At 51.1% G+C, this 18,936-nt stretch carries 22 protein-coding genes and 1 pseudogene; 8 read left to right on the forward strand and 15 right to left on the reverse strand.

Annotated elements, in window-relative coordinates:
- The first annotated feature begins 12 nt into the window (after positions 1-12).
- The 3 genes from XDD1_RS17220 (at position 13) to XDD1_RS17230 (ending at position 1,113) form a co-directional block, all read left to right on the forward strand.
- A complete protein-coding gene (locus XDD1_RS17220; RefSeq protein WP_045973078.1) occupies positions 13-213 on the forward strand; it encodes a hypothetical protein in 201 nt (66 codons plus the stop codon).
- 66 nt (positions 214-279) lie between these two features.
- Positions 280-618: a SymE family type I addiction module toxin gene (locus XDD1_RS17225; RefSeq protein ID WP_045973079.1), complete on the forward strand. Its 339-nt coding sequence runs from the start codon at positions 280-282 to the stop codon at positions 616-618.
- Positions 619-762: 144 nt separating this feature from the next.
- Positions 763-1,113, forward strand: coding sequence for a SymE family type I addiction module toxin (locus XDD1_RS17230; protein WP_045973080.1), 351 nt, complete (start codon positions 763-765; stop codon positions 1,111-1,113).
- 72 nt (positions 1,114-1,185) lie between these two features.
- Here XDD1_RS17230 and XDD1_RS17235 read toward each other — a convergent pair whose 3' ends face one another.
- The 4 genes from XDD1_RS17235 to XDD1_RS17250 all read right to left on the reverse strand — a co-directional run bounded on the left by XDD1_RS17235 (position 1,186) and on the right by XDD1_RS17250 (position 3,581).
- Positions 1,186-1,551 (reverse strand): hypothetical protein, encoded by a 366-nt coding sequence (locus XDD1_RS17235; protein WP_045973081.1) that lies wholly within the window; start codon positions 1,549-1,551, stop codon positions 1,186-1,188.
- Between the two features lie 37 nt (positions 1,552-1,588).
- Positions 1,589-2,161, reverse strand: coding sequence for a DUF4291 domain-containing protein (locus tag XDD1_RS17240; protein ID WP_156979666.1), 573 nt, complete (start codon positions 2,159-2,161; stop codon positions 1,589-1,591).
- A 210-nt stretch (positions 2,162-2,371) separates the two neighbouring features.
- Entirely contained in the window at positions 2,372-2,914 is a 543-nt protein-coding gene (locus XDD1_RS17245; RefSeq protein WP_045973083.1) for a hypothetical protein, read from the reverse strand.
- 202 nt (positions 2,915-3,116) lie between these two features.
- On the reverse strand, positions 3,117-3,581 hold the full coding sequence (locus tag XDD1_RS17250; RefSeq protein ID WP_231854431.1) for a hypothetical protein: 465 nt from the start codon (positions 3,579-3,581) through the stop codon (positions 3,117-3,119).
- Between the two features lie 36 nt (positions 3,582-3,617).
- Between XDD1_RS17250 and XDD1_RS17255 the strand changes: the two genes are divergently transcribed.
- From XDD1_RS17255 to XDD1_RS17265, 3 genes are all read left to right on the forward strand, one after another.
- Positions 3,618-3,818: a hypothetical protein gene (locus tag XDD1_RS17255; RefSeq protein WP_045973085.1), complete on the forward strand. Its 201-nt coding sequence runs from the start codon at positions 3,618-3,620 to the stop codon at positions 3,816-3,818.
- Between the two features lie 67 nt (positions 3,819-3,885).
- Positions 3,886-4,224, forward strand: coding sequence for a SymE family type I addiction module toxin (locus XDD1_RS17260; RefSeq protein ID WP_045973086.1), 339 nt, complete (start codon positions 3,886-3,888; stop codon positions 4,222-4,224).
- 134 nt (positions 4,225-4,358) lie between these two features.
- Entirely contained in the window at positions 4,359-4,709 is a 351-nt protein-coding gene (locus XDD1_RS17265) for a SymE family type I addiction module toxin (RefSeq protein WP_045973087.1), read from the forward strand.
- Between the two features lie 271 nt (positions 4,710-4,980).
- Here XDD1_RS17265 and XDD1_RS19565 read toward each other — a convergent pair whose 3' ends face one another.
- From XDD1_RS19565 to XDD1_RS17310, 9 genes and pseudogenes are all read right to left on the reverse strand, one after another.
- Positions 4,981-5,139 carry a hypothetical protein gene (locus tag XDD1_RS19565; protein ID WP_156979667.1) on the reverse strand — a complete coding sequence of 53 codons (159 nt, stop codon included), beginning with the start codon at positions 5,137-5,139 and terminating at the stop codon, positions 4,981-4,983.
- 106 nt (positions 5,140-5,245) lie between these two features.
- Positions 5,246-5,773, reverse strand: a complete 528-nt coding sequence (locus XDD1_RS17275) for an SMI1/KNR4 family protein (protein ID WP_045973089.1) — start codon at positions 5,771-5,773, stop codon at positions 5,246-5,248.
- Positions 5,774-5,776: 3 nt separating this feature from the next.
- Positions 5,777-10,504, reverse strand: a complete 4,728-nt coding sequence (locus tag XDD1_RS17280) for an RHS repeat-associated core domain-containing protein (RefSeq protein WP_084721071.1) — start codon at positions 10,502-10,504, stop codon at positions 5,777-5,779.
- Positions 10,505-10,516: 12 nt separating this feature from the next.
- Positions 10,517-10,873: a DUF4150 domain-containing protein gene (locus tag XDD1_RS17285; RefSeq protein WP_045973070.1), complete on the reverse strand. Its 357-nt coding sequence runs from the start codon at positions 10,871-10,873 to the stop codon at positions 10,517-10,519.
- On the reverse strand, positions 10,866-12,083 hold the full coding sequence (locus XDD1_RS17290) for a DUF2169 family type VI secretion system accessory protein (RefSeq protein ID WP_045973090.1): 1,218 nt from the start codon (positions 12,081-12,083) through the stop codon (positions 10,866-10,868). Before XDD1_RS17290 ends, XDD1_RS17285 begins: the two co-directional genes overlap by 8 nt.
- Positions 12,084-12,098: 15 nt before the next feature.
- Complete coding sequence (locus XDD1_RS17295; protein WP_045973091.1) at positions 12,099-14,240, reverse strand: type VI secretion system Vgr family protein; 2,142 nt, start codon at positions 14,238-14,240, stop codon at positions 12,099-12,101.
- Between the two features lie 15 nt (positions 14,241-14,255).
- On the reverse strand, positions 14,256-14,870 hold the full coding sequence (locus XDD1_RS20175) for a VasL domain-containing protein (RefSeq protein WP_045973777.1): 615 nt from the start codon (positions 14,868-14,870) through the stop codon (positions 14,256-14,258).
- Positions 14,824-15,621, reverse strand: coding sequence for a type VI secretion system ImpA family N-terminal domain-containing protein (locus tag XDD1_RS20180; RefSeq protein ID WP_231854432.1), 798 nt, complete (start codon positions 15,619-15,621; stop codon positions 14,824-14,826). The genes XDD1_RS20175 and XDD1_RS20180 overlap by 47 nt, the downstream gene beginning before the upstream one ends.
- Positions 15,622-15,703: 82 nt before the next feature.
- A pseudogene (locus XDD1_RS17310) lies at positions 15,704-16,177 on the reverse strand (type VI secretion IcmF C-terminal domain-containing protein); the annotation flags it as partial.
- A gap of 298 nt (positions 16,178-16,475) precedes the next feature.
- On the opposite strand from XDD1_RS17310, the gene XDD1_RS17315 reads away from it, so the two are divergent.
- On the forward strand, positions 16,476-16,814 hold the full coding sequence (locus XDD1_RS17315) for a SymE family type I addiction module toxin (RefSeq protein WP_045973092.1): 339 nt from the start codon (positions 16,476-16,478) through the stop codon (positions 16,812-16,814).
- Between the two features lie 143 nt (positions 16,815-16,957).
- The gene (locus XDD1_RS17320; RefSeq protein ID WP_045973093.1) at positions 16,958-17,308 is read left to right on the forward strand and encodes a SymE family type I addiction module toxin; all 351 of its coding nucleotides are present in this window, start codon (positions 16,958-16,960) and stop codon (positions 17,306-17,308) included.
- Between the two features lie 72 nt (positions 17,309-17,380).
- Here the strand turns inward: XDD1_RS17320 and XDD1_RS17325 are convergent, their stop codons facing one another.
- Together XDD1_RS17325 and XDD1_RS17330 are read right to left on the reverse strand one after the other, a co-directional pair.
- Entirely contained in the window at positions 17,381-17,746 is a 366-nt protein-coding gene (locus tag XDD1_RS17325; protein ID WP_045973094.1) for a hypothetical protein, read from the reverse strand.
- Positions 17,747-17,914: 168 nt separating this feature from the next.
- Positions 17,915-18,934, reverse strand: a complete 1,020-nt coding sequence (locus tag XDD1_RS17330) for a hypothetical protein (protein ID WP_045973095.1) — start codon at positions 18,932-18,934, stop codon at positions 17,915-17,917.
- Between the last annotated feature and the right edge of the window lie 2 nt (positions 18,935-18,936).

An 18,936-nucleotide genomic window follows, 5' to 3' on the forward strand; every position in this document is an offset into this window, starting at 1 on the left:
ATGCTTCATTATATGGCAATAAATACCGAACACGTTCCCATTGTGAATGATATGACACGTATTTTCGGCGAAAAAGACAATTTACTGCGTGAGTTAACACATTCCATTGAAATGGATGTATATCCAGTATTTATTTTGCGAGCGGCTTCGCAAAGGCAGTTATTGATGATGGAAAGTTGTGCAGGCAGGCGTAAAGTAGGCAGTGAAATCTGAACGCGGCTTTACCGTGGTGGAACACGATAAAACCGCTAACCGCAACAACTAATCAGGATAGTTATTATGGCTAACGCGCATTCTAATGCAGAAACCTGCATTTACAAAATTTCCCAACCTGAACGGTATCAGAAAGTTGTATACCGCCCGAAAGGCCCTAACCGCACCATTCCCGCCATTAATTTAAGTGGAAACTGGCTTAGTGAAGCCGGATTTTCTGTCAATGATCCGTTAAAAATCAGGGTGATGCCGGGTTGTCTGATCATTACCGCCCAAAACTTACATACCCTGTGGCACTGCCTCAAAAGCATGAACCAAGGTGAGTGGGATGAGATTGCCATCGTCGATTGGTTGCGGCAATTTCCCGGTGAATTGAAGAAAACACCACTGGGAAAAACCCGTTAATATTTTGTTTTATAATTAAAAAACAGAAAATTCCCCAGACAACATGAACCGTTTCCTTTCCCTGTATTGCCATTTTTTCCATTTTGGGAAGCGGTTCGCATTTATGCCCGCAAAACAAACTCAAAACCTACAAGGAGTGTATTTATGGATCTTCATTTTTCATCTCACTTTGCTGAACTGCCGGAATGTGTGATCAGTGGCAATATGCTCAATCAAATTGGTTTTTCGGCCGATGCGCTGTTTCATATCACACAATTTTCCAACGGCTTGATGCTGTCACTGATTGAGCCAGAAACCGAACCGGATCTCGCCACGCTGTTCCACCATACCGAAAACCACCCTTATCAGGGGATCGATTGGGTACGCGAAAATGGCGAGCTTTATCTGGCAGGTGACTGGCTGACAGAAAGCGGCTTATTGGATCACCCTGTGACGCTGGAGACAGCTTATGGCTTGATCGTCTTGCGTGCTGAACTGCCGATATTATTGGCCTGAATCCCTAAAACGAAAATAAGCCGGAATACCGATGTGAGTTTCCGGTTATTTCCCCGCGCTATTTCCAAATTGTTATTGATTTTCTGCCATTTGAATAAAATCTTTCAGCAAGCGAATAAATTCAAATAGGCAGTCTGTTTTTTGATTTTCAGTAAATACACATTCACCATAGCCAGATGTATTTGTATTAAAATTGAACTGTTGAAATGTGACAGAGAAAACTCCTTTAGGCATTCTCTCTGGGTTATACATTTCGCCCTCATAGCGGGCATCAAAATAAAAGCCCGTTTTTTTGCAATAACCGATAAGGCGATCAAAAGAGTGATCTAATGCAATAAAAGCCTGATTTTCATCGGAATAATAAGGTCGGTCATAGGTTAAGATAAACCACCCCGGCTGGAACCTTACTCTAGGAAAATTTTGTTGTGAAAAAAACATGTTATTCTCTCCTTTAGTTATTTTTTTAAAATACGGGTTATTCCAAATAAACTCTTTCTTCTGGCAACAAATCGTAAGCCATATCCAATTTATTCGTTTTTACCAAATCGTGAATAAGATGTGCTCTATTCGTAATATCCTCAATGTTGATAATCCATTGTTTTACATAATTTTCCACTGCTTGATTACGCAGACCAATCTGTATGGTTCTCTGTTCTAATTTATTTAAATGAATGTCCCTCTCAGGGTCCCATTGAATAACCACATCACTTTGCTGAACTTCTTTTTTCCATTCTTCCTGAGAAGGAAACAAATCAGGGTCATAATGACTAATCACGCCCTGCTGCAAAATTTCTCTAAATCCCTCATGAGTGATATCAATAGCCAGGATACGTTCCTGACCACTGTCTTTCATTCCCCAACCAGCACGGTACATCATCCATAAGAATGATGGCTTAATCCATGTCATACGCGTCATGCTAAAAGGTGGGGAAACAAATGTATTATATTTAATCGCACTGTCAGCAATGGTTGCTGAATAAGCCTGATACACTCTAACTGATTGTTGTGTGTAAAATGCTCGTATTGGGTTGTTTTTATATGTGAACATAGTCATCCTATTTTGTCACTTAATATATTATTTATACTCAATAAACCTGAAGTTGCATGACGAATAAATTGTATTTCATTGATTTAAGATGATTATTTATCATCGAAAACCTGCATCTTGAAGTTAATTGGGTATATGCTGATTCATCGGAATATCCGGCACGATAGATAGAAGAAAGCCGGAAGATCACGGGGATCTTCCAGCCTTTTATTACAATAAAGAAGAAAGTTTTTCTAAATAGTCAATACCATCAATGATCCAATATTTCTCTTTCTTAGGCAGAATATCTTCATCAAACTTACGCATAAAATCAACAAATTCACCAGCCCAATCATCAGGCACATATCTTTCTACAGGAGTGTTGCCTGGATATGGGTAACACGCACTTAATTTTTTTAAATCAAAATCGATAAATGCGATTGGGAATAACTCAGATACATCCCACCAAGACGATGATTTTTCAATCGATTTTTTAATGTTTTCTAGTTTGGAATTGCTTACTTTAAAAGGTTGAATTTTTTCCAAAAACTCCTCTTTAGTATTGTCATTAACAATTAAAATACCAAACCTAGCATTGGGGTCATCTTCAGAAGAATCAAAACCTTTTTTAGTAAAATCATCACTCCATTTCTGCCAATCCAACACCCAAATTTCTCTATCTTCCTGATACCACTCAATAATGTTATTATTTTTTATTGCAACAATAACATTATCGTCGGCTAATGAACCATCATCGTTTTCTTTTTCAAACATATAATTACTCTTATTCATTTATTTTTTTACTTTGCCAGAACCTGGAATTGCGTTTTCCTCCAACCATTTAGTCCATATGCTAGGCAGTTCATATGAATCACCAGGTGTTGTCGGATCTACTATTTTAGGTGCTAATTTTCCTTGATTTAATGGATTTGTCTTATAGCCCCTTTGTTTTATAGCATTTTCTTTAATGAAATCATCAAACCATTTCCGCCAGCCAGTTCAGCAACGCTTCCCACAGGCGGCTGTGGATTTGGGGTTTGTCGCTGTTAAGCGGGACGGGCTGGTCAATCAACTGCCCCTTCGGATCGATGATCACCGCTTTTTCCCCCAGCCAGCAGCGCAGCATCAGGGGAACGTCGCCATCCTGACGCAAATATTCGGGGGCCGCGATTTCAGACAGCTTCACCCCTTCCTTGATCAGTGAGGTCTTGCCGCTCTTCTGGCTGCCGATGACCATGTACCACGGCCGTTCATACAGGTAATTGTAGGCATCCAGATGGCGTTGCAACTGGGATTTCCAGTGGTCGAGGTAGCGATCCTGATGTTCAATGTCCACCCGAACCGGATCAAACACTTTCAGTTCAACGTCGAGGTTGAGCTTTTCCAGTGTCCGCAGGCGACGCCACGCTTTCATGCCGATCCAGCCCAACACCATCATCATAATGAGGGCGGTGGCCAGCCAGCGATGCTTCATTATATGGCAATAAATACCGAACACGTTCCCATTGTGAATGATATGGCATATATTTTCGGCGAAAAAGCCAATTTACTGCGTGAGTTAACACATTCCATTGCAATGGATGTATATCCAGTATTTATTTTGCGAGCGGCTTCGCAAAGGTGGTTATTGGTGATGGAAAGTTGTGCAGGCAGGCGTAAAGTAGGCGGTGAAATCTGAACGCGGCTTTACCGTGCTGGTAACACGATAAAACCGCTAACCGCAACAACTACTTGGAATAGTTATTATGGCTAACGCGCATTCTAATGCAGAAACCTACATTTACAAAATTTCCCAACCTGAACGGTATCAGAAAGTTGTATACCGCCCCAAAGGTCCCAACCGCACCATTCCCGCCATTAACTTAAGTGGCAACTGGCTCAGTGAAGCCCGATTTTCTGTCAATGATCCGTTAAAAATCATGGTGATGCCGGGTTGTTTAATCATCACCGCCCAAAACTTACATACCCTGAGGCACTGCCTCAAAAGCATGAACCAAGGGGAGTGGAATGAGATTGCCATCGTCGATTGGTTGCGGCAATTTCCCGGTGAGTTAAAGAAAACCCCACTGGGAAAACCCCGTTAATATTCTGTTTTATAATCAGAACTAGAAAATCACCACAGACAACATGAACCGTTTCCTTGTCCCTTATTGCCATTTTTTCATTTTGGGAAGCGGTTCGCATTTATGTCACGCTCAATAGCACAAGGAATGTATTTATGGATCTTCATTTTTCATCTCACTTTGCTGAACTGCCGGAATGTATGATCAGTGGTAACACGCTCAACCAGATTGGTTTTTCGGCCAATGCGCTGTTCCATATCGCGCAATTTGCTAATGGTTTGATGCTGTCACTGATTGAGCCAGATACCGAGCCGGATCTCGCCACGCTGTTCCACAATACCGAAAACCACCCTTATCAGGGGATCGATTGGGTACGCGAAAATGGCGAGCTTTATCTGGCGGGTGACTGGCTGACAGAAAGCGGTTTATTGGATCATCCTGTGACGCTGGAAACAGCTTATGGCTTGATCGTCTTGCGTGCTGAACTGCCGGTATTATTGGCCTGAATCTCAAAAACAGAAATAAGCCGGAATACCGATACGGACTTCCGGTTATTTCCCCGTGCTATTCCCAAATTGTTATTGGTTTTCTGCCTTTTGAATAAAATCTTTCAGCAAGCGAATAAATTCAAATAGGCAGTCTGTTTTTTGATTTTCAGTAAATATACATTCACCATAGCCAGATGTATTTGTATTAAAATCGAACCGTTGAAATGTGACAGAGAAAACTCCCTTAGGCATTCTCTCTGGACTGTACATTTCGCCCTCATAACGGGCATCAAAGTAAAACCCCGTTTTCTTGTAATAAGCGATCAAAAGAGTGATCTAATACAATAAAAGCCTGATTTTCATCGGAATAATAAGGTCGGTCATAGGTTAAGATAAACCACCCCGGCTGGAATCTTACTTCAGGAAAATTTTGTTGTGAAAAAAACATGTTATTCTCTCCTTTAGTTATTTTTAAAAATATGGGTCATTCCAAATAAATTCTTTCTTCTGATAGAACAAAGCCGGAAGATCACGGGGATCTTCCGGCTTATTCTTTAAATGCTATCAAATTCTATATTATTAGGTGGAAAACCATCAGGAAATGACATGCACTTGATCTTTTTGGATAGAACACCTTCTAAAAAATCAGTGAAATTTTCTTGCCTATACTCAACTTCTGGTGCCCTTGCAGCAATAATGGCTACCTTCCATAATTCACAGTTATCTGATGATGCAACCCAAAAGATATAGTCACCGTTATCAGTAACGCCTATAGGAAGCAATCCATCTTTTTTAGGATAAAGAATAAACGGATAGTAATCCGGATCAGATTCAACAAGAGAATTAAAATCCTCAATAATCCATTCCTTCTGCCTGAAAAAATTCAGATCATCATCTTCGCTAAATGGGTTAAATATAGTGATAAAATCGGCAATTTTGCCCGTGCCATATTGAGTGATAAAATCAATATAATCTTTAGGAAAAGCGTGCCGTTCATCTATCAACGGCCATTTTCTGTTCTGACCATTTTCATTTGGATGGATAGGTAAGGGCAATATATTATTTAAACTCTCGATACTCATTATTTACATTCCTGGAGGGTTAAGAACAGTTACATACTCATAGAATCCACCTGAACCTTCAGCTTTCATTGTAATACCAGCCGGTATTCTGGAAGGGCCCTTATAAATAGGAACAGAACTCATTTCGACAACTTGTCCTTGTTCTAAGGCTTTTCTTATTCTACCCTCGATTCCACTCATGAAAGGAGTATTAGCAGGTCGTTGTTGAAGGGTGACTAAGTTCCTAACATCATCACCAGAACCCCCTAATTGTCTTCCGAGTAAATGTCCCCTAGCGCGATTAGAACCTTTCCCTGTAATAAATCCCGGAGGTTGTATGTTCGGGTTAGCATGTGTACCAGTGTTAATATGGCCTTTATCTAAAGTTGCATGAACTCCGGTTGGTCGACCTAGCTCATCTAATTCACCATATTTAATTTTTCCACAATCTTCACCCGCCAATCCCCAAGGATCAACCCAACCTACCGGATTATACACATACCCATAAGGATTAAAACCGCCTGCCAAGTTCAGCGGATCTGCCGAGATGTACTGCGCCGTTTCCGGATTATAGTAACGAAAACGGTTATAATACAACCCGCTCTCTTGGTCTTCAAATTGACCTAAAAACCTGAAATTGCACCCAACGTGATAATCCGGGTTATTCGACGCAATGACCTGCGATTTCTCGGCTTTTCCCCACGTCTTCAGCCGCTGCGCCCAGACCAGTACGCCCTGCTCATTCAACATTTCTCGCACGGTGCCCTGATGGTCGCTGACAATATAGTGTAACTTGCCTTTTTCAACGCGCGCGGAGGGCGTGAGCGCCCCCGGCTCGTACAGCCAGCGCACGCGGCTGTCCAGTGCCAGCGAGCCATCGGCATAAACCGGCGTTTCCTCAACCAGCTGGTCACCGCTCCACAGGTAGTCGTGTCCGTAAATTTCCGTCGCCCTTGGCGTCAGGTCCGGCCGGCCATTTAGCCACCTTTGCAGGTTGGTGGCGGTGAGTTTTCCGTCGTGAACCTTGAGTTTCCGGATCCTTCGCCCAAAAGCATCGTAGCGATAATGCCAGCGTGAGCCGTCCGGCGTTTCACAGTGGGTCAGCTGGTTTTGCGTATCCCAGCGGTAGCGCCAGGTTTGTGGGCGGAAGCCATCCCGCTGCTCGGTTTTTTCCACCAGACGGCCATTGTTATCATAGCGATAGCGGATATCGCCTTGCCGCACCACCCGCCCGGCGTTCTGGCGTTGGGTTATTTGTTCCATCGCGCCATAGGCATCGACCGGCAAGTGCTGGCTCAGGTTGCCGTTGGCATCGTAGCCAAACTGCTCTTCCTGCGGGCGCGTGCCCTCGAACAGGGTATGCAAAATCTGGTCGTTAGCATTGTAACGGTAGCGCGTCTGTCCCCAGCGGCTGTCGTCAATCACCCGCACATTATGGGCACGGTCGTATTGCCAGCTGCGGTTGACCGCCGAGGCCTGCGGCGGAAAATGCGGGTCATTTTGTGCCAGCGTTTCCCTGAAAAAGGAGGTGGCCTGCCCCGCCGACTGGTGCGCCAGCAAGCCAGTTGCGGTGTAGCGGCTGGCAAGGATAAAGCCGTTAGCACTTTCGCGTACTGTTTCCCTGCCTAAGGCATCGTGCCGGAAAGTCAGCGGCGCATGTTGGTTAAGCTGGAAGTGGTTCAGTTGCGCCAGCGGGTTGTAGCCAAAATGCAGCGTGTTGTCATCCAGTTGCTCGCTTAATGGCTGCCCCGTCAGCGTATCCCAGGTCCGGCGGATTTCCCGCCCGTTGATACGCTCACAGGTCGGCAGGCCAGTGGCCTTGTCATACTCAAATTCGACCACCGCATCGGCATTGGCCGCCCTGATAAGCTGCTGGCGGGCATTGTATTCGTAGCGGGTGGTTGCGGTGAGCTTAAGTTCCCCCTCCACCGGCTGCCAGCCCTCTTGGCGGATAAGCTGGCCGCGCGCATTGTAATGCCAGCGCTGTTGCTGCCCGTCAGGGTATTGGGTCAGTACACGGCGTCCCAGCTTATCGTACTGGTATTCAAGGGTACGCCCGGTAAAATCGGTCTCGCGAATAATCTGACCCGCCGCATCCCGCTCATAGCGGTAGACCTCCCCGGTGGAGGCGGTGACGGTACTCAGCCGGGTGAGCTTGTCATAGCCAAATTGCAGGGTGGTACTGTCGGGACGAGTGACGGTGGTCAGCAGGTCAAACGCGCCGTAAGTGTAGCGGGTGGTGCGCCCTTCGCCGTCCGTGACCGCCACCACCCGCCGCTCGCTGTCGTAGGCCAGTGTTTGCGTGACGCCGTCGGCGAGGGTGATTTCGCTCAGGCTGCCGTTGCTGAGGCTGGCATGGTCGGGGCTGTATTGGTAGCGGGTCTCCTGTTTCAGCGCATCGGTAAAACGGCGCAGGCGGCCCAGTGCATCCAGCTCCAGCCCGGTGGTTTCGCCGTCCGGCGTCATCACGGCGGCGAGGCGCTGGTGTTCATCATAGGCGTAGTGCCACGCCCGGCCGTCCGGCAGCAAACGCTGGCGCAGCTCGCCGTGCGTGCCGTATTGGTAGGCTTCTTTGTGTCCCAACGGGTTAGTCACTGCCGTCAGGTTGCCCTGTTCATCATAATGCCATTGCCAGCGTTCACCCGTTGGCAGGACACTTTCGGTGAGTTGCCCGTGTTCGTCATAGCCGTAAGCAAAGGTGTCACCCGTCGGCAGTTTGACTTCGGTCAGCGCCCCGTCAGGGTTGTAACCGAAAGTGGTCATCTGCCCGGCCGGATTACTTTCCCACATCAGCAGACTGCCCCGCCACTGGCGGCGGGTGATGCGCCCCAGCGGGTCCACTTCCCGTATCACCAGCCCGTTCGGGTCGTAGTGGTAGCGGGTTTCACCCCCTTCGCCATCCAGATAGGTGGTAATACGGGCGTTGTCATCGTAATGGAAACGGTCACACCAGTAGCCACTGGGGGAGGTGGTACTGAGTACCCGGCCGCGTTCGTCATAGGTTATCGTCAGGTCAGTCTGGTCGGTATCATGCCAGCGGATCATGCGCCCCTGTGTGTCATATTCATGCCACAGGTGGTTATGCTGGAAAGCATCACACTCGCTCAGGTAGCCCTGTGGGTCATACTGGCAGGTCAGCAGGCGTTGTCCGGCAGGCTGGCCTTCGCGGCTCTCTTGCATATTAATCGTATGAAGCCGGCCGTCCCGGTAATGCAGGCTTAAGAACAGGCCGTCATTGCGAACGACTTCCGTCAGTTGCGACTGTTTATCATAGATAAAATCAATCCGGTTCTGCCGCCGATCCGTGATGGCGGACAGTTTCCGTGTGGTCCCTGAAATCACGCTGAAATGGTAGGCCAGCTGGGTACGGCGGTCAGTCAGGCACAGTTCGCCGGTGAGTTCCCCCGTCAGCAGGCAGTGGGGCAGGTGGCGGTTACGGGACAAGACCCGGTTGGCCGGGGTGGCAAAGTCGTAAACCACGCCATCAGTATGGGTATAGTGCACTTCCCCCTGCCCCATCACCAACTGCACTGACCAGTCATCCGCCCATTTGGGGCCGAACAGGCCACTCAGGTTCGCGGTGGAGCGGTAGGTCCGGTTAAGGCTTATCGGCAACAGTCCCGGTATCGCCAGCACCGGCCAGACTTGCAGGAAGTCGCCGGTGGCCATGTCAACCGGATCACCCGCTTTGCTGCACAGCCCGTTGTCGTTGCCGTCTTTGTTATTGGACGGCGTAGCATCATCCTTGGGTGGTTCTTTGGCGGGTTTGGCTTCCGGGGTGTCGCCAGACTGGCCTTTGACTTTGCCGCCGGAAGGAGGTTTGACCTTTTTAGCTACCGTTTTCGCCCCCTGCTTGAGCAGCCCGCCTACCCCCGTTGCCAGGCTGGCGATATTAAAACCCAGCGCTCCCCCTTGTTCCGCCTTATCCGTGATATCAAACCGGGCGGCATCCACATGGCTGAATTCGACGACCTTATCAACGACTTCTTTATTCCATTTATCAGCCGCAGCAAGGGCGGTATCCCCTATCGCGTCAGCCCCCATCCATTTCAAGAGATTACCGGTGTCGCTCATCACCGCAGAAGGCAGTCCCGTCCCCACCCGGATGGCCAGTTCACCCATGTCGGGCAGGGTATTCCACGCCTCTTTGCCGGCACCGATGGCGGCCTTACCCGGATTATCCCAGGCCGCACTCAGTTTTTCTCCGGCTTCTTCCCCCCATTTTGTCACATCTTTTTTGGTCTCATCCCACCATTCTCCCGCCTGATCCAGCCAGCCTTTCTCCTGCGCCGTTTCTGCGGTCACCGCCGCATTGGCCTCCTCCGGCGGCTTCGCGGCCGGCGCGGCCTGGACGACCACTTTACCCGGGGTATTCCCGCTGCCCGTCGGGCTGTCATCGCGGGCTTTGACGGGCAGGGCGTCATTGGGTTTGGGATGCGTGTCTTCTTCTTTTTTCTCTTCCTCGTCCCACTCCGGCTTGGGAAACTCACCATTTTTGAATTTTTCAACGGCATGTTGCGCGGTTTTCTTAAAATCCTGCGCGGCAAAATCCGCATCCAGCTGATTATAGTAAACGTCCAATTCCGGGTCGGCACCGTAATCGCCGTAAAAGCGGGAACTTTGCCGGTATAACGTATCCACATTGTTTAACGCTTGCTCCGCCTCAACCTGCGTGCGGAGGTTAAATTCTTTGCAATATTTCTCGGCCCGCACATCGGCGCTGTCCGGTGTGACTATTATCGATTCTGACATCGGTTTCTGTCCTTATGCCCCGTTCATCCAAAATTCATCCCCGTGGCGCAACAGCAGCTTGTTGCCCGCCCGCACCGTTTGGGTATGCGTCTTCGGGTGACATTTGCCGCCCACGGTGCCGCTTTTCACCCCGTTGGCCACACCGGGCTGGTCGCCAATCGTCTGCGGTACAACGCTCTGGGCGAACACCACCACTGGCTGGCCATTGGCGCGCACGGATTTCACCGGCGCATCACTGCCCGCCAGTTTTGCCATCACCGGATAGGGGATCGGCGGGGTGGACGATCCCATCGGGGTTTTGCACACATCAGGCAACATGCCGACGATCAGCCATTCACCCGCGGTGCGGGCGATATAATTATCAGCCATCTTTTTTCTCCTCTTCCCGTCGGGCCAGTTTGAGCAGCGGGGCATCGGGGTCGATTTCAAACCGCGCCTCCGCCACCCGCACCGGCAGGTCAGCCTTAACATTCAGCCGGCAGGTGAGATGCAGTGTCATCGCCTCGCTGTCAAGAATGAGCGTATCAAGGCGCATCGGCACCGGCAGCAGGGCGCCGTTTTGCATCCGCAGCAAAATAAACGGCCGGTGCCCCGGCAGGGTGACGTGCAGGTGGCCGCCGGGGGTCAGGCCATTTAACGTGAGGGTAATATCGGTGCCCGGCCAGTCAATTTGCTGGTCGGCCGGGGCGCCGTTCCAGTAGCGGAAGTCGAAGTCTTTCGGCAGGTAAGGGTGGCGGTGGGTGAGCCAGTCATCATCATACGTGCCGGCGAGCTGGCGGCGCGGGGTCCACGCCCGGCCGACCAGGCCGAAGCCTTGTGGCCGGCAGGCCGGGGTATCCGGCAATAAGGTGCCCGCCAGTTGGGCGGAAAAATGTTGCGCGGTAAAGGGTGCCTCCGGTGCGGTGATGCGCGGGGCCGGGTAACGGGTGATTTGCCTGGCCTGTGCGTACCACGGCGTGACAAACCCGGTGCCCAGCGGATTGGTGTCGCAGGCGGCATGGGCAACGGGGGCATGTTCCCCGTCCGGGTGCTGCCGGCGCTGTGCCGGGGTCAGCCGGTCACCGTCGTTAAGGCGGTCGCCCGCCTTATCCCCGGCCTGAATCCTGCATTCGCCGCCAAAGGCGTAGCGGTAATCCAGCGGCAGGGTTGTAAAGGGTTGCGGGGCCGTCAGTTGCCAGTGACCGCGGGGGTCACGGATAAATTCCCGTTCCCCGCTCACGGCCAGGGTTTTGTCGAGCAGGGTCTGGCCCTGCCGGTCGGTGACCGTCAGGCTGACCGGCATTTCGGTACAGGGCTGGCCGTCCGGCGCGTAAGCCGTGCCGTTAACGATAATGTCACAGCGCGGCTTAAACGGCGCGAGGTCACTCTCCTGCAACACCGGCGAGGCATTCATCCGCCCGCGGTATTCATCCTGCACGCACAGGGGCGGCGCGGGCAGCAGTTCGGCGGTGCACTGCCCGGCCCGGTCCGGCATCAGCTGGTAGCCGATTTTCATCACCGCCACATGGTGCTCGGCATCCTCCACATCCAGCATGGAGTAATTCATGACCGCAAACGGGGTCAGGTTACGAAATTCCATCTCAATCCGTCCTTTTTAGTTCAGGTCAATGTCTTTGCCGGTGATTTGCACCGGGCCGCTGGCCTCAAACTTGAACTCGCTGCCCTGAATCGTGATTTTGCCGCTTTTGTCCATGCGCAGGGTACTGGCACCGCATTGCAGCTCAATCACATCCCCGGCCTTGATGGACAGGCTATGGCCGACTATCACCGATTTGTGGACCCCCACCTGTTCGCTCTGGCTTAAGGTCACCGCCGTGTTCATCGCGCCCCCGACGGTCAGGACATAGGCGAGGCCGACCGTGTCGGTGCGGGTTCGGTTGACCGTGGCCTTTTGGTGCCCCTTGACGGTGAGGGTCTGGTTTTTGTCCACGGTTTCCTGGTGGTTGGCCAGCACCTGCGTATCCCGGTTATTCAGCACCTTGGTATGCATGTCCTTCTGCGCATGCAGCGACAGCAGTTCGCTGCCCTTGGCATCCTCGAACAGCAGCTCGTTATACCCTTCGCCCTTGTGGGTCTTGGAGCGGAAGGCCATCTGGGTTTTGCTGCCCGGCAGCTTGCCCGGCGGGATATTGCTGGCGTGATAAGTTCTGCCGGTGACGATGGGCTGGTCCGGGTCGCCGTGCAGGAAGTCCACCACCACTTCCTGCCCGATGCGCGGGATGGCGAGCATCCCCCAGCCCTGCCCCGCCCACGGCTGGGTCACCCGTATCCAGCACGAGCTGTGGTCGTCGGATTTGCCGTACCGGTCCCACGGAAATTGCAGGCGCACCCGCCCGTACTGGTCACAGAAGATTTCCTCGCCGGCCGGGCCGACCACCTTGGCAATCTGCGGGCCGTCAATCACCGGCTTGGCAAGCGGCGCCGGACGCCAGTGCTGGTTATGGCGGATAAAGCTGAACTCGCTGTGCAACGTGGTGCCGCTCTCGCCGCCGCCCGCCGTTTCCAGTGCGCCCGGCTGGCGGCCGGTGTGGGTGGCACTGACCACCTGCCACGACTGGTTCAGGTCCGGGCGCGGGTGGTTTATCAGGGTGAACAGTTTGCCCGGCTGCACCGCAATGGCGTGGCCGCGGCCCTGCCCGGTCACCGCGTCGTTGCGCAGGGCTTCCAGCCGGTAACGGGTAAAGGCCTTGCCATGGGCTTCGTCCTTGAAGCGGCCGGGGTAGTCGTAGTGCTCGTAGTAACTTTCCTGCAACTGCTCGTCCTTCATTTGCTGGCTGAATTCCGCCGGCCACGCCGGGTTCTTGAAGGTGTAATCTTTCAGCTCCACCTTGGCCGGGCGCACCTGCGCGCTGCTGGTCAGGCTGGTCACCGACGGTTCCCCCGTGGTGCTGACATCCCCCGGCTGGTACGGCAGGATGAGGCCCGGCGGCACCGAGCCGGCGTCATCGGCAAACACCAGCGTGTTGCGCCCGTTGCCGCACTCGAAGAAGTAGAAGATGCCCTCCTCCGCCGTCAGCCGTTGCAGGAAGGCAAAATCGCTTTCCTGATACTGGACGCAGAACTCCCGTGCCGGGTGCGGGTGGCGCAGGCTGAACACCACGTCACGGATACCGTGCTCTTTCAGAATGGTGGTGATAATGGCGGCAATGTCCTGCTGCTGGAAAATGCGCGAATTCCGGCGCAGCGTGGTGCGCCATAAATCCGGGTAAATGGTCATCTGGTAGGTGGTCTGGTGCAGCCCGGTGTTGCCCTGTTCAAAGCGCGCCACCATGCCGGTGAGGCTGCGCTGTTCCACCCCGTCCTGCAGGATGGTCAGGGTCACCGCCCGGTCCAGCACCGCCGGAAAGTCGATGGCCGGGTCGGCACTGGCCAGCCCGACCTGCAGGCTGAACGGCCGGGAAAAGCCTTCCGTCAGCGCGAAGTCGGTGACCACAAAGGTCTGCGGCGGCAGGCTGCCCGCCGTCAGGGTAAACTGCAACCCGCTCGGGGCACTGAGGCCCAGTAACTGGCTGACCTGTTGCAGTGCCTTGGCCGCGCCACTCTGGCCGGCGGCCAGCCCCGCCCCGCCGGTCAACCCGCCGCCCGGAATTAAGCCCCCGACCCCGGCAGCGCCGCCGGTGCCCGCCAATTTGCCGGCCACCTGTTTCGCGGTCTGTATCGCGCCCTGTCCCTGCCGGACAAGGGCCTGGCCTTTTTTCAATTTATCGGTGTTCTTCTTTATCTTCTTGATTGACATGATAAGTCTCCCTGATTACTGCCCGCCGTCCGCGGGGGCGGCGGGTTTATGATGTTCGGTGGGGTGTTCGGTCGCCTGCCGCAGCCGGTCATAGCGGCCCAGCAGGGCGTTAAAGCGGTCATCGATGCCCTTGAGCAACACCGGCGGCGCGGCCTCCCCGTTCGCCGCATGGACGCCCAGCTGGCGCAGCAGTTCTTCCAGCGGCACCTCACTGCCGTGGCTACGCTGGATATCGTAGACGGCGGTTTTCAGGTAGGAGAGCGTGAAGCTGCCCCGGGTGCGCTCCTGCAACAAAATTTTGTCCGCCAGTTGTGTCAGCCGGTCGTGGGTGGTGTGCCAGCCGCCGGCCAGCGGCACGCTGTCAATCCGGGCGGTCATCGCCTGTTCCCACTGCCGGGTGGCCTGCCGCTGCACCGGCGAATCCGGCCAGTGCTGTGCCGCCGCCGCGGTCAGGGCGCGGGCCGCCTCCCAGGTGACCAACGGCGACGTCTCGGCCAGCCGCTCAAGCTGGCCGGCATAACTGGCCAGTTCAGGCCGGTAAAGCCACGCCAGCCGCGCCCCTGCCGGCTGGGCGGTGATGGCGTTAAGCTGCTGCTGCAACGGCTTGTAAAACCCCAGCCAGCCGCCCACCAAGACCAGCCCCCCCCAACAACACACCGAGGCCAAAGCCCTGCCAGGCACTGAGGCCTTTCGGCGGCGGTGCCGGGAACTGCACCCGCACCCGCGGCGGGTTATCGGCCTCCGGCGGCGGCGCATAACGCGGCGCCGGCGGCGGGGTGTCCGGTTCGGTGTCGGACTGGGACAAATACACCAGCGGCGGCATCTGCACCGGCGCCGCCGGTTTGGCGGCCGGGCGCGGTTTTTCCAGCTTTTTGGCCGCGTTCTGGAAGAACCACAGCAGGTTTTCCACCCGCGGCAGGCGTTTCAGGTCGGATTGCTGCAACCGGTCGATAATCAACTGGAGCGCCCGCTCGGCACGGTAAATCAGCCGCAGGTCGCCGGCGGCAAAATCCAGCTGGCGCAGCCCGCTGCCGGTGCGGGTATGGAACCACTCCAGCAGGTCGGTGCGCACCGCCGGCTGCGGCGGCCACAGGGTGTCCCATTCACTGACGATAACCCCCGCCAGCAGTTCACACCCCTCGGTGAACCCCGCCAGCCCGCCCAGCTGCATCCGCGCCAGGGTGTAGTAAATCGCGGTCTGTAAATCGACCCCGTTGGTCTTGAACAGCGTCAGGGACAACGACTCCACCAGCGGCCAGTTCACTTCCGGCTGGGCCGGGTGGCTGGTTTTGTTGATTTCATCGCGGATAACGGCAAATTCCGGCCGGTTCAGCGGACTGCCGCCCGCCCGGATGATGAGATTGTCAGGGTGAGCGCTCATACTCTCGCTTTTCTCCTTAAAAAAACCCCCTGCCCAAAGGCAGGGGGCGGGTTGACTGTCAGGACGGTCCCGCGCCTTCCGCTCAATACAGGGTGTCCGGCAGTGTGAACTGGCTGAACAGCCCGCCGGCAAACGGGTTGTCGGATTCGTCCACGTAGACGCGGTAGGTCATGTCGCCGCCGTCCACGCTAAAGCGCACATCAAAGAAGCCCGGCTGGATGTCCGTCAGCGTGCCGCTGTTAATCAGCCGCAACTGCGCCCACGGGCCGCTGAAGCTGACCGCGCGCGGCGCCCGGTTGCTGTTGGCCGGCATCAGGGTCAGCTGGCTTTCGGTACCAGCGCGCATCGAGTTCGGCCAAATCAGGCGCGCCACGTTGCGCCGCCCGTGCGAGTAATCCACCAACTGGCCGTCGAGGTTGAGCAACGCCCGGCGTTTATTGCCGGTCAGGCTGACCGGTTCAATGGCAAACTGGGCGCCCAGCCCGTTTTGCGGGGTAAAGAAAGTGGTGCGGATGCGTTCCGCCACGGCCAGCTGTTTCATCACATCCGGGCGGAAGAAGCGGTCAAACTCGCTCAGGGGCATGACATGGCAATAAATACCAAACACGTTCCCATTGTGAATAAAAATGAGGGTATTTTCGGCGAAAAAACAATTTACGGAGTGAGTTAACACATTCCCTTGCAAATGGATGTATATCCAGTATTTATTTTGCGAGCGGCTTCGCAAAGGCAGTTATTGATGATGGAAAGTTGTGCAGGCAGGCGTAAAGTAGGCGGTGAAATCTGAACGCGGCTTTACCGTGTTTCCCGCACGATAAAACCGCTAACCGCAACAACTATTAAAGGTAGTTATTATGGCTAACGCGCATTCTAATGCAGAAACCTGCATTTACAAAATTTCCCAACCCGAACGATATCAGAAAGTCGTTTACCGCCCGAAAGGACCTAACCGCACCATTCCTGCCATCAACTTAAGTGGCAACTGGCTTAGTGAAGCCGGATTTTCTGTCAATGATCCGTTAAAAATCAGGGTGATGCCGGGATGTTTGATTATCACCGCCCAAAACTTACATACCCTGTGGCACTGCCTCAAAAGCATGAATCAAGGCGAGTGGGATGATATTGCCGTCGTCGATTGGTTGCGGCAATTTCCCGGTGAGTTGAAGAAAACACCACTGGGAAAACCCCGTTAATATTCTGTTTTATAATTAAAAAATAGAAAATCACCATAGACAACATGAACCGTTTCCTTGTCCTTCACGGCCATTTTTTTATTTTGGGAAGCGGTTCGCATTTATGTCACGCTAACACGCTAAATAGCACAAGGAATGTATTTATGGATCTTCATTTTTCATCTCATCTTGCTGAATTGCCGGAATGTGTGATCAGTGGCAACACGCTTAATCAAATTGGTTTTTCGGCCGATGCGCTGTTTCATATCACACAATTTGCCAACGGCTTGATGCTGTCACTGATTGAGCAAGGAACCGAACCGGATCTCGCCACGCTGTTCCACAATACTGAAAACCACCCTTATCAGGGGATCGATTGGGTACGCGAAAATGGTGAGCTTTATCTGGCGGGTGACTGGCTGACAGAAAGCGGCTTATTGGATCACCCCGTGACGCTGGAGACAGCCTATGGCTTGATTGTACTGCGTGCTGAACTGCCGGTATTATTGGCCTGAATCTCAAAAACAGAAATAAGCCGGAATACCGATGCGGGTTTCCGGTTATTTCCCCGCGCTATTTCCAAATTGTTATTGATTTTCTGCCTTTTGAATAAAATCTTTCAGCAAGCGAATAAATTCAAATAGGCAGCCTGTTTTTTGATTTTCAATAAATACACATTCACCATAGCCAGATGTATTTGTATTAAAATTGAACCATTGAAATGTGACAGAGAAAAATCCCTTAGGCATTCTCTCTGGGTTATACATTTCGCCTTCATAACGGGCATCAAAATAAAAGCCCGTTTTCTTGTAATAACCGATAAGACGATCAAAAGAGTGATCTAATGCAATAAAAGCCTGATTTTCATCGGAATAATAAGGTCGGTCATAGGTTAAGATAAACCACCCCGGCTGGAATCTTATTTCAGGAAAATTTTGTTGTGAAAAAAACATGTTATTCTCTCCTTTAGTTATTTTTTAAAAACTATACTCACGACAGATTTAAAACCAGATATTCTGCCTAACCTCCTGAAAAATTACACTTGTGATTCAAATTCACCAATCACTAAAATAAAGAACAAACTTCATAGAACCAAATGAAGTTTGTTCAAAAATTAAAATTTATCTATCAATTAAACAATCACTTTCCTTTACTTTTTCTAAATATTCTTCTAAATTTAACCCATCAAAAGTATCTTTCCATACACAGAAACCAATATCTATTGTTAATGATAATATTTCGGTGAAAATTTCCTCATCTTTACTTAGAAAATATTTTAATATTAATATTTCATCAGGCTTGTCCTTTAATACAAAAAATGAATAATTTCTGATAATGAGATGAGATACAAGTAGCTCATGAGAAGTTTGAGATTCTCGCACACAATCCTTAAGCACATTAAAAATGCTCTCTTTATTATTTTGATAAATATCTACGAAATAATTTCCATCAATGTATTTTTTGTTAACATCATCAAAATCATAAGCACCATCTCTTCCCAATATAAAATCAATACACTCATGTAACATTGGATTTATAGAATCCAATATATTAAGAAGAGATTCTGGCAATGAAAATATTTTAATTATATCACATAACCTATCAATTAAATCATGGAATTGATAAACAATTCCACTTTCTGCTGCAAATATTAATTCGCCATTTTTTACAGTAACTTTATTATATGCATAATCTCCAACCCACATTTCAGAAAATAATTTTCTAATAAAAAAAGTGCGTATATCATCACTTACTTGATAACATGACACATGGTACTGATAATGAATTTTTGCCAGTTCCTTCCTATAATAATGTTTGTTAATATCAAAAACACAAAACATCTTATTGATTAACAGGTTTATCCCTAAGTAGTCTATATGAGAAAAACCAGGTATTTCTTTATATTCTTTAAGCTCACTAGGAATAAAATTCCAATATTCATCAGGAACATATCCATCAAAAAAATAATCCCAAGAACCTACCTGAATGTATTCTCCTTCCCATTTATTTTTAAAGAATAAAATCTTATTTTCTTTCAAGTAAGAATCATAAGTTCTATAACATAAAATGGGGTTATTTAAAGGAGGAATGCTCTTATTAAGAAAAGCATCTATTTTATATTTGTAAATTGCCAACAGCATGA

Source organism: Xenorhabdus doucetiae, from assembly GCF_000968195.1.
In the GTDB taxonomy this organism is placed as follows: Bacteria; Pseudomonadota; Gammaproteobacteria; order Enterobacterales; family Enterobacteriaceae; genus Xenorhabdus; species Xenorhabdus doucetiae.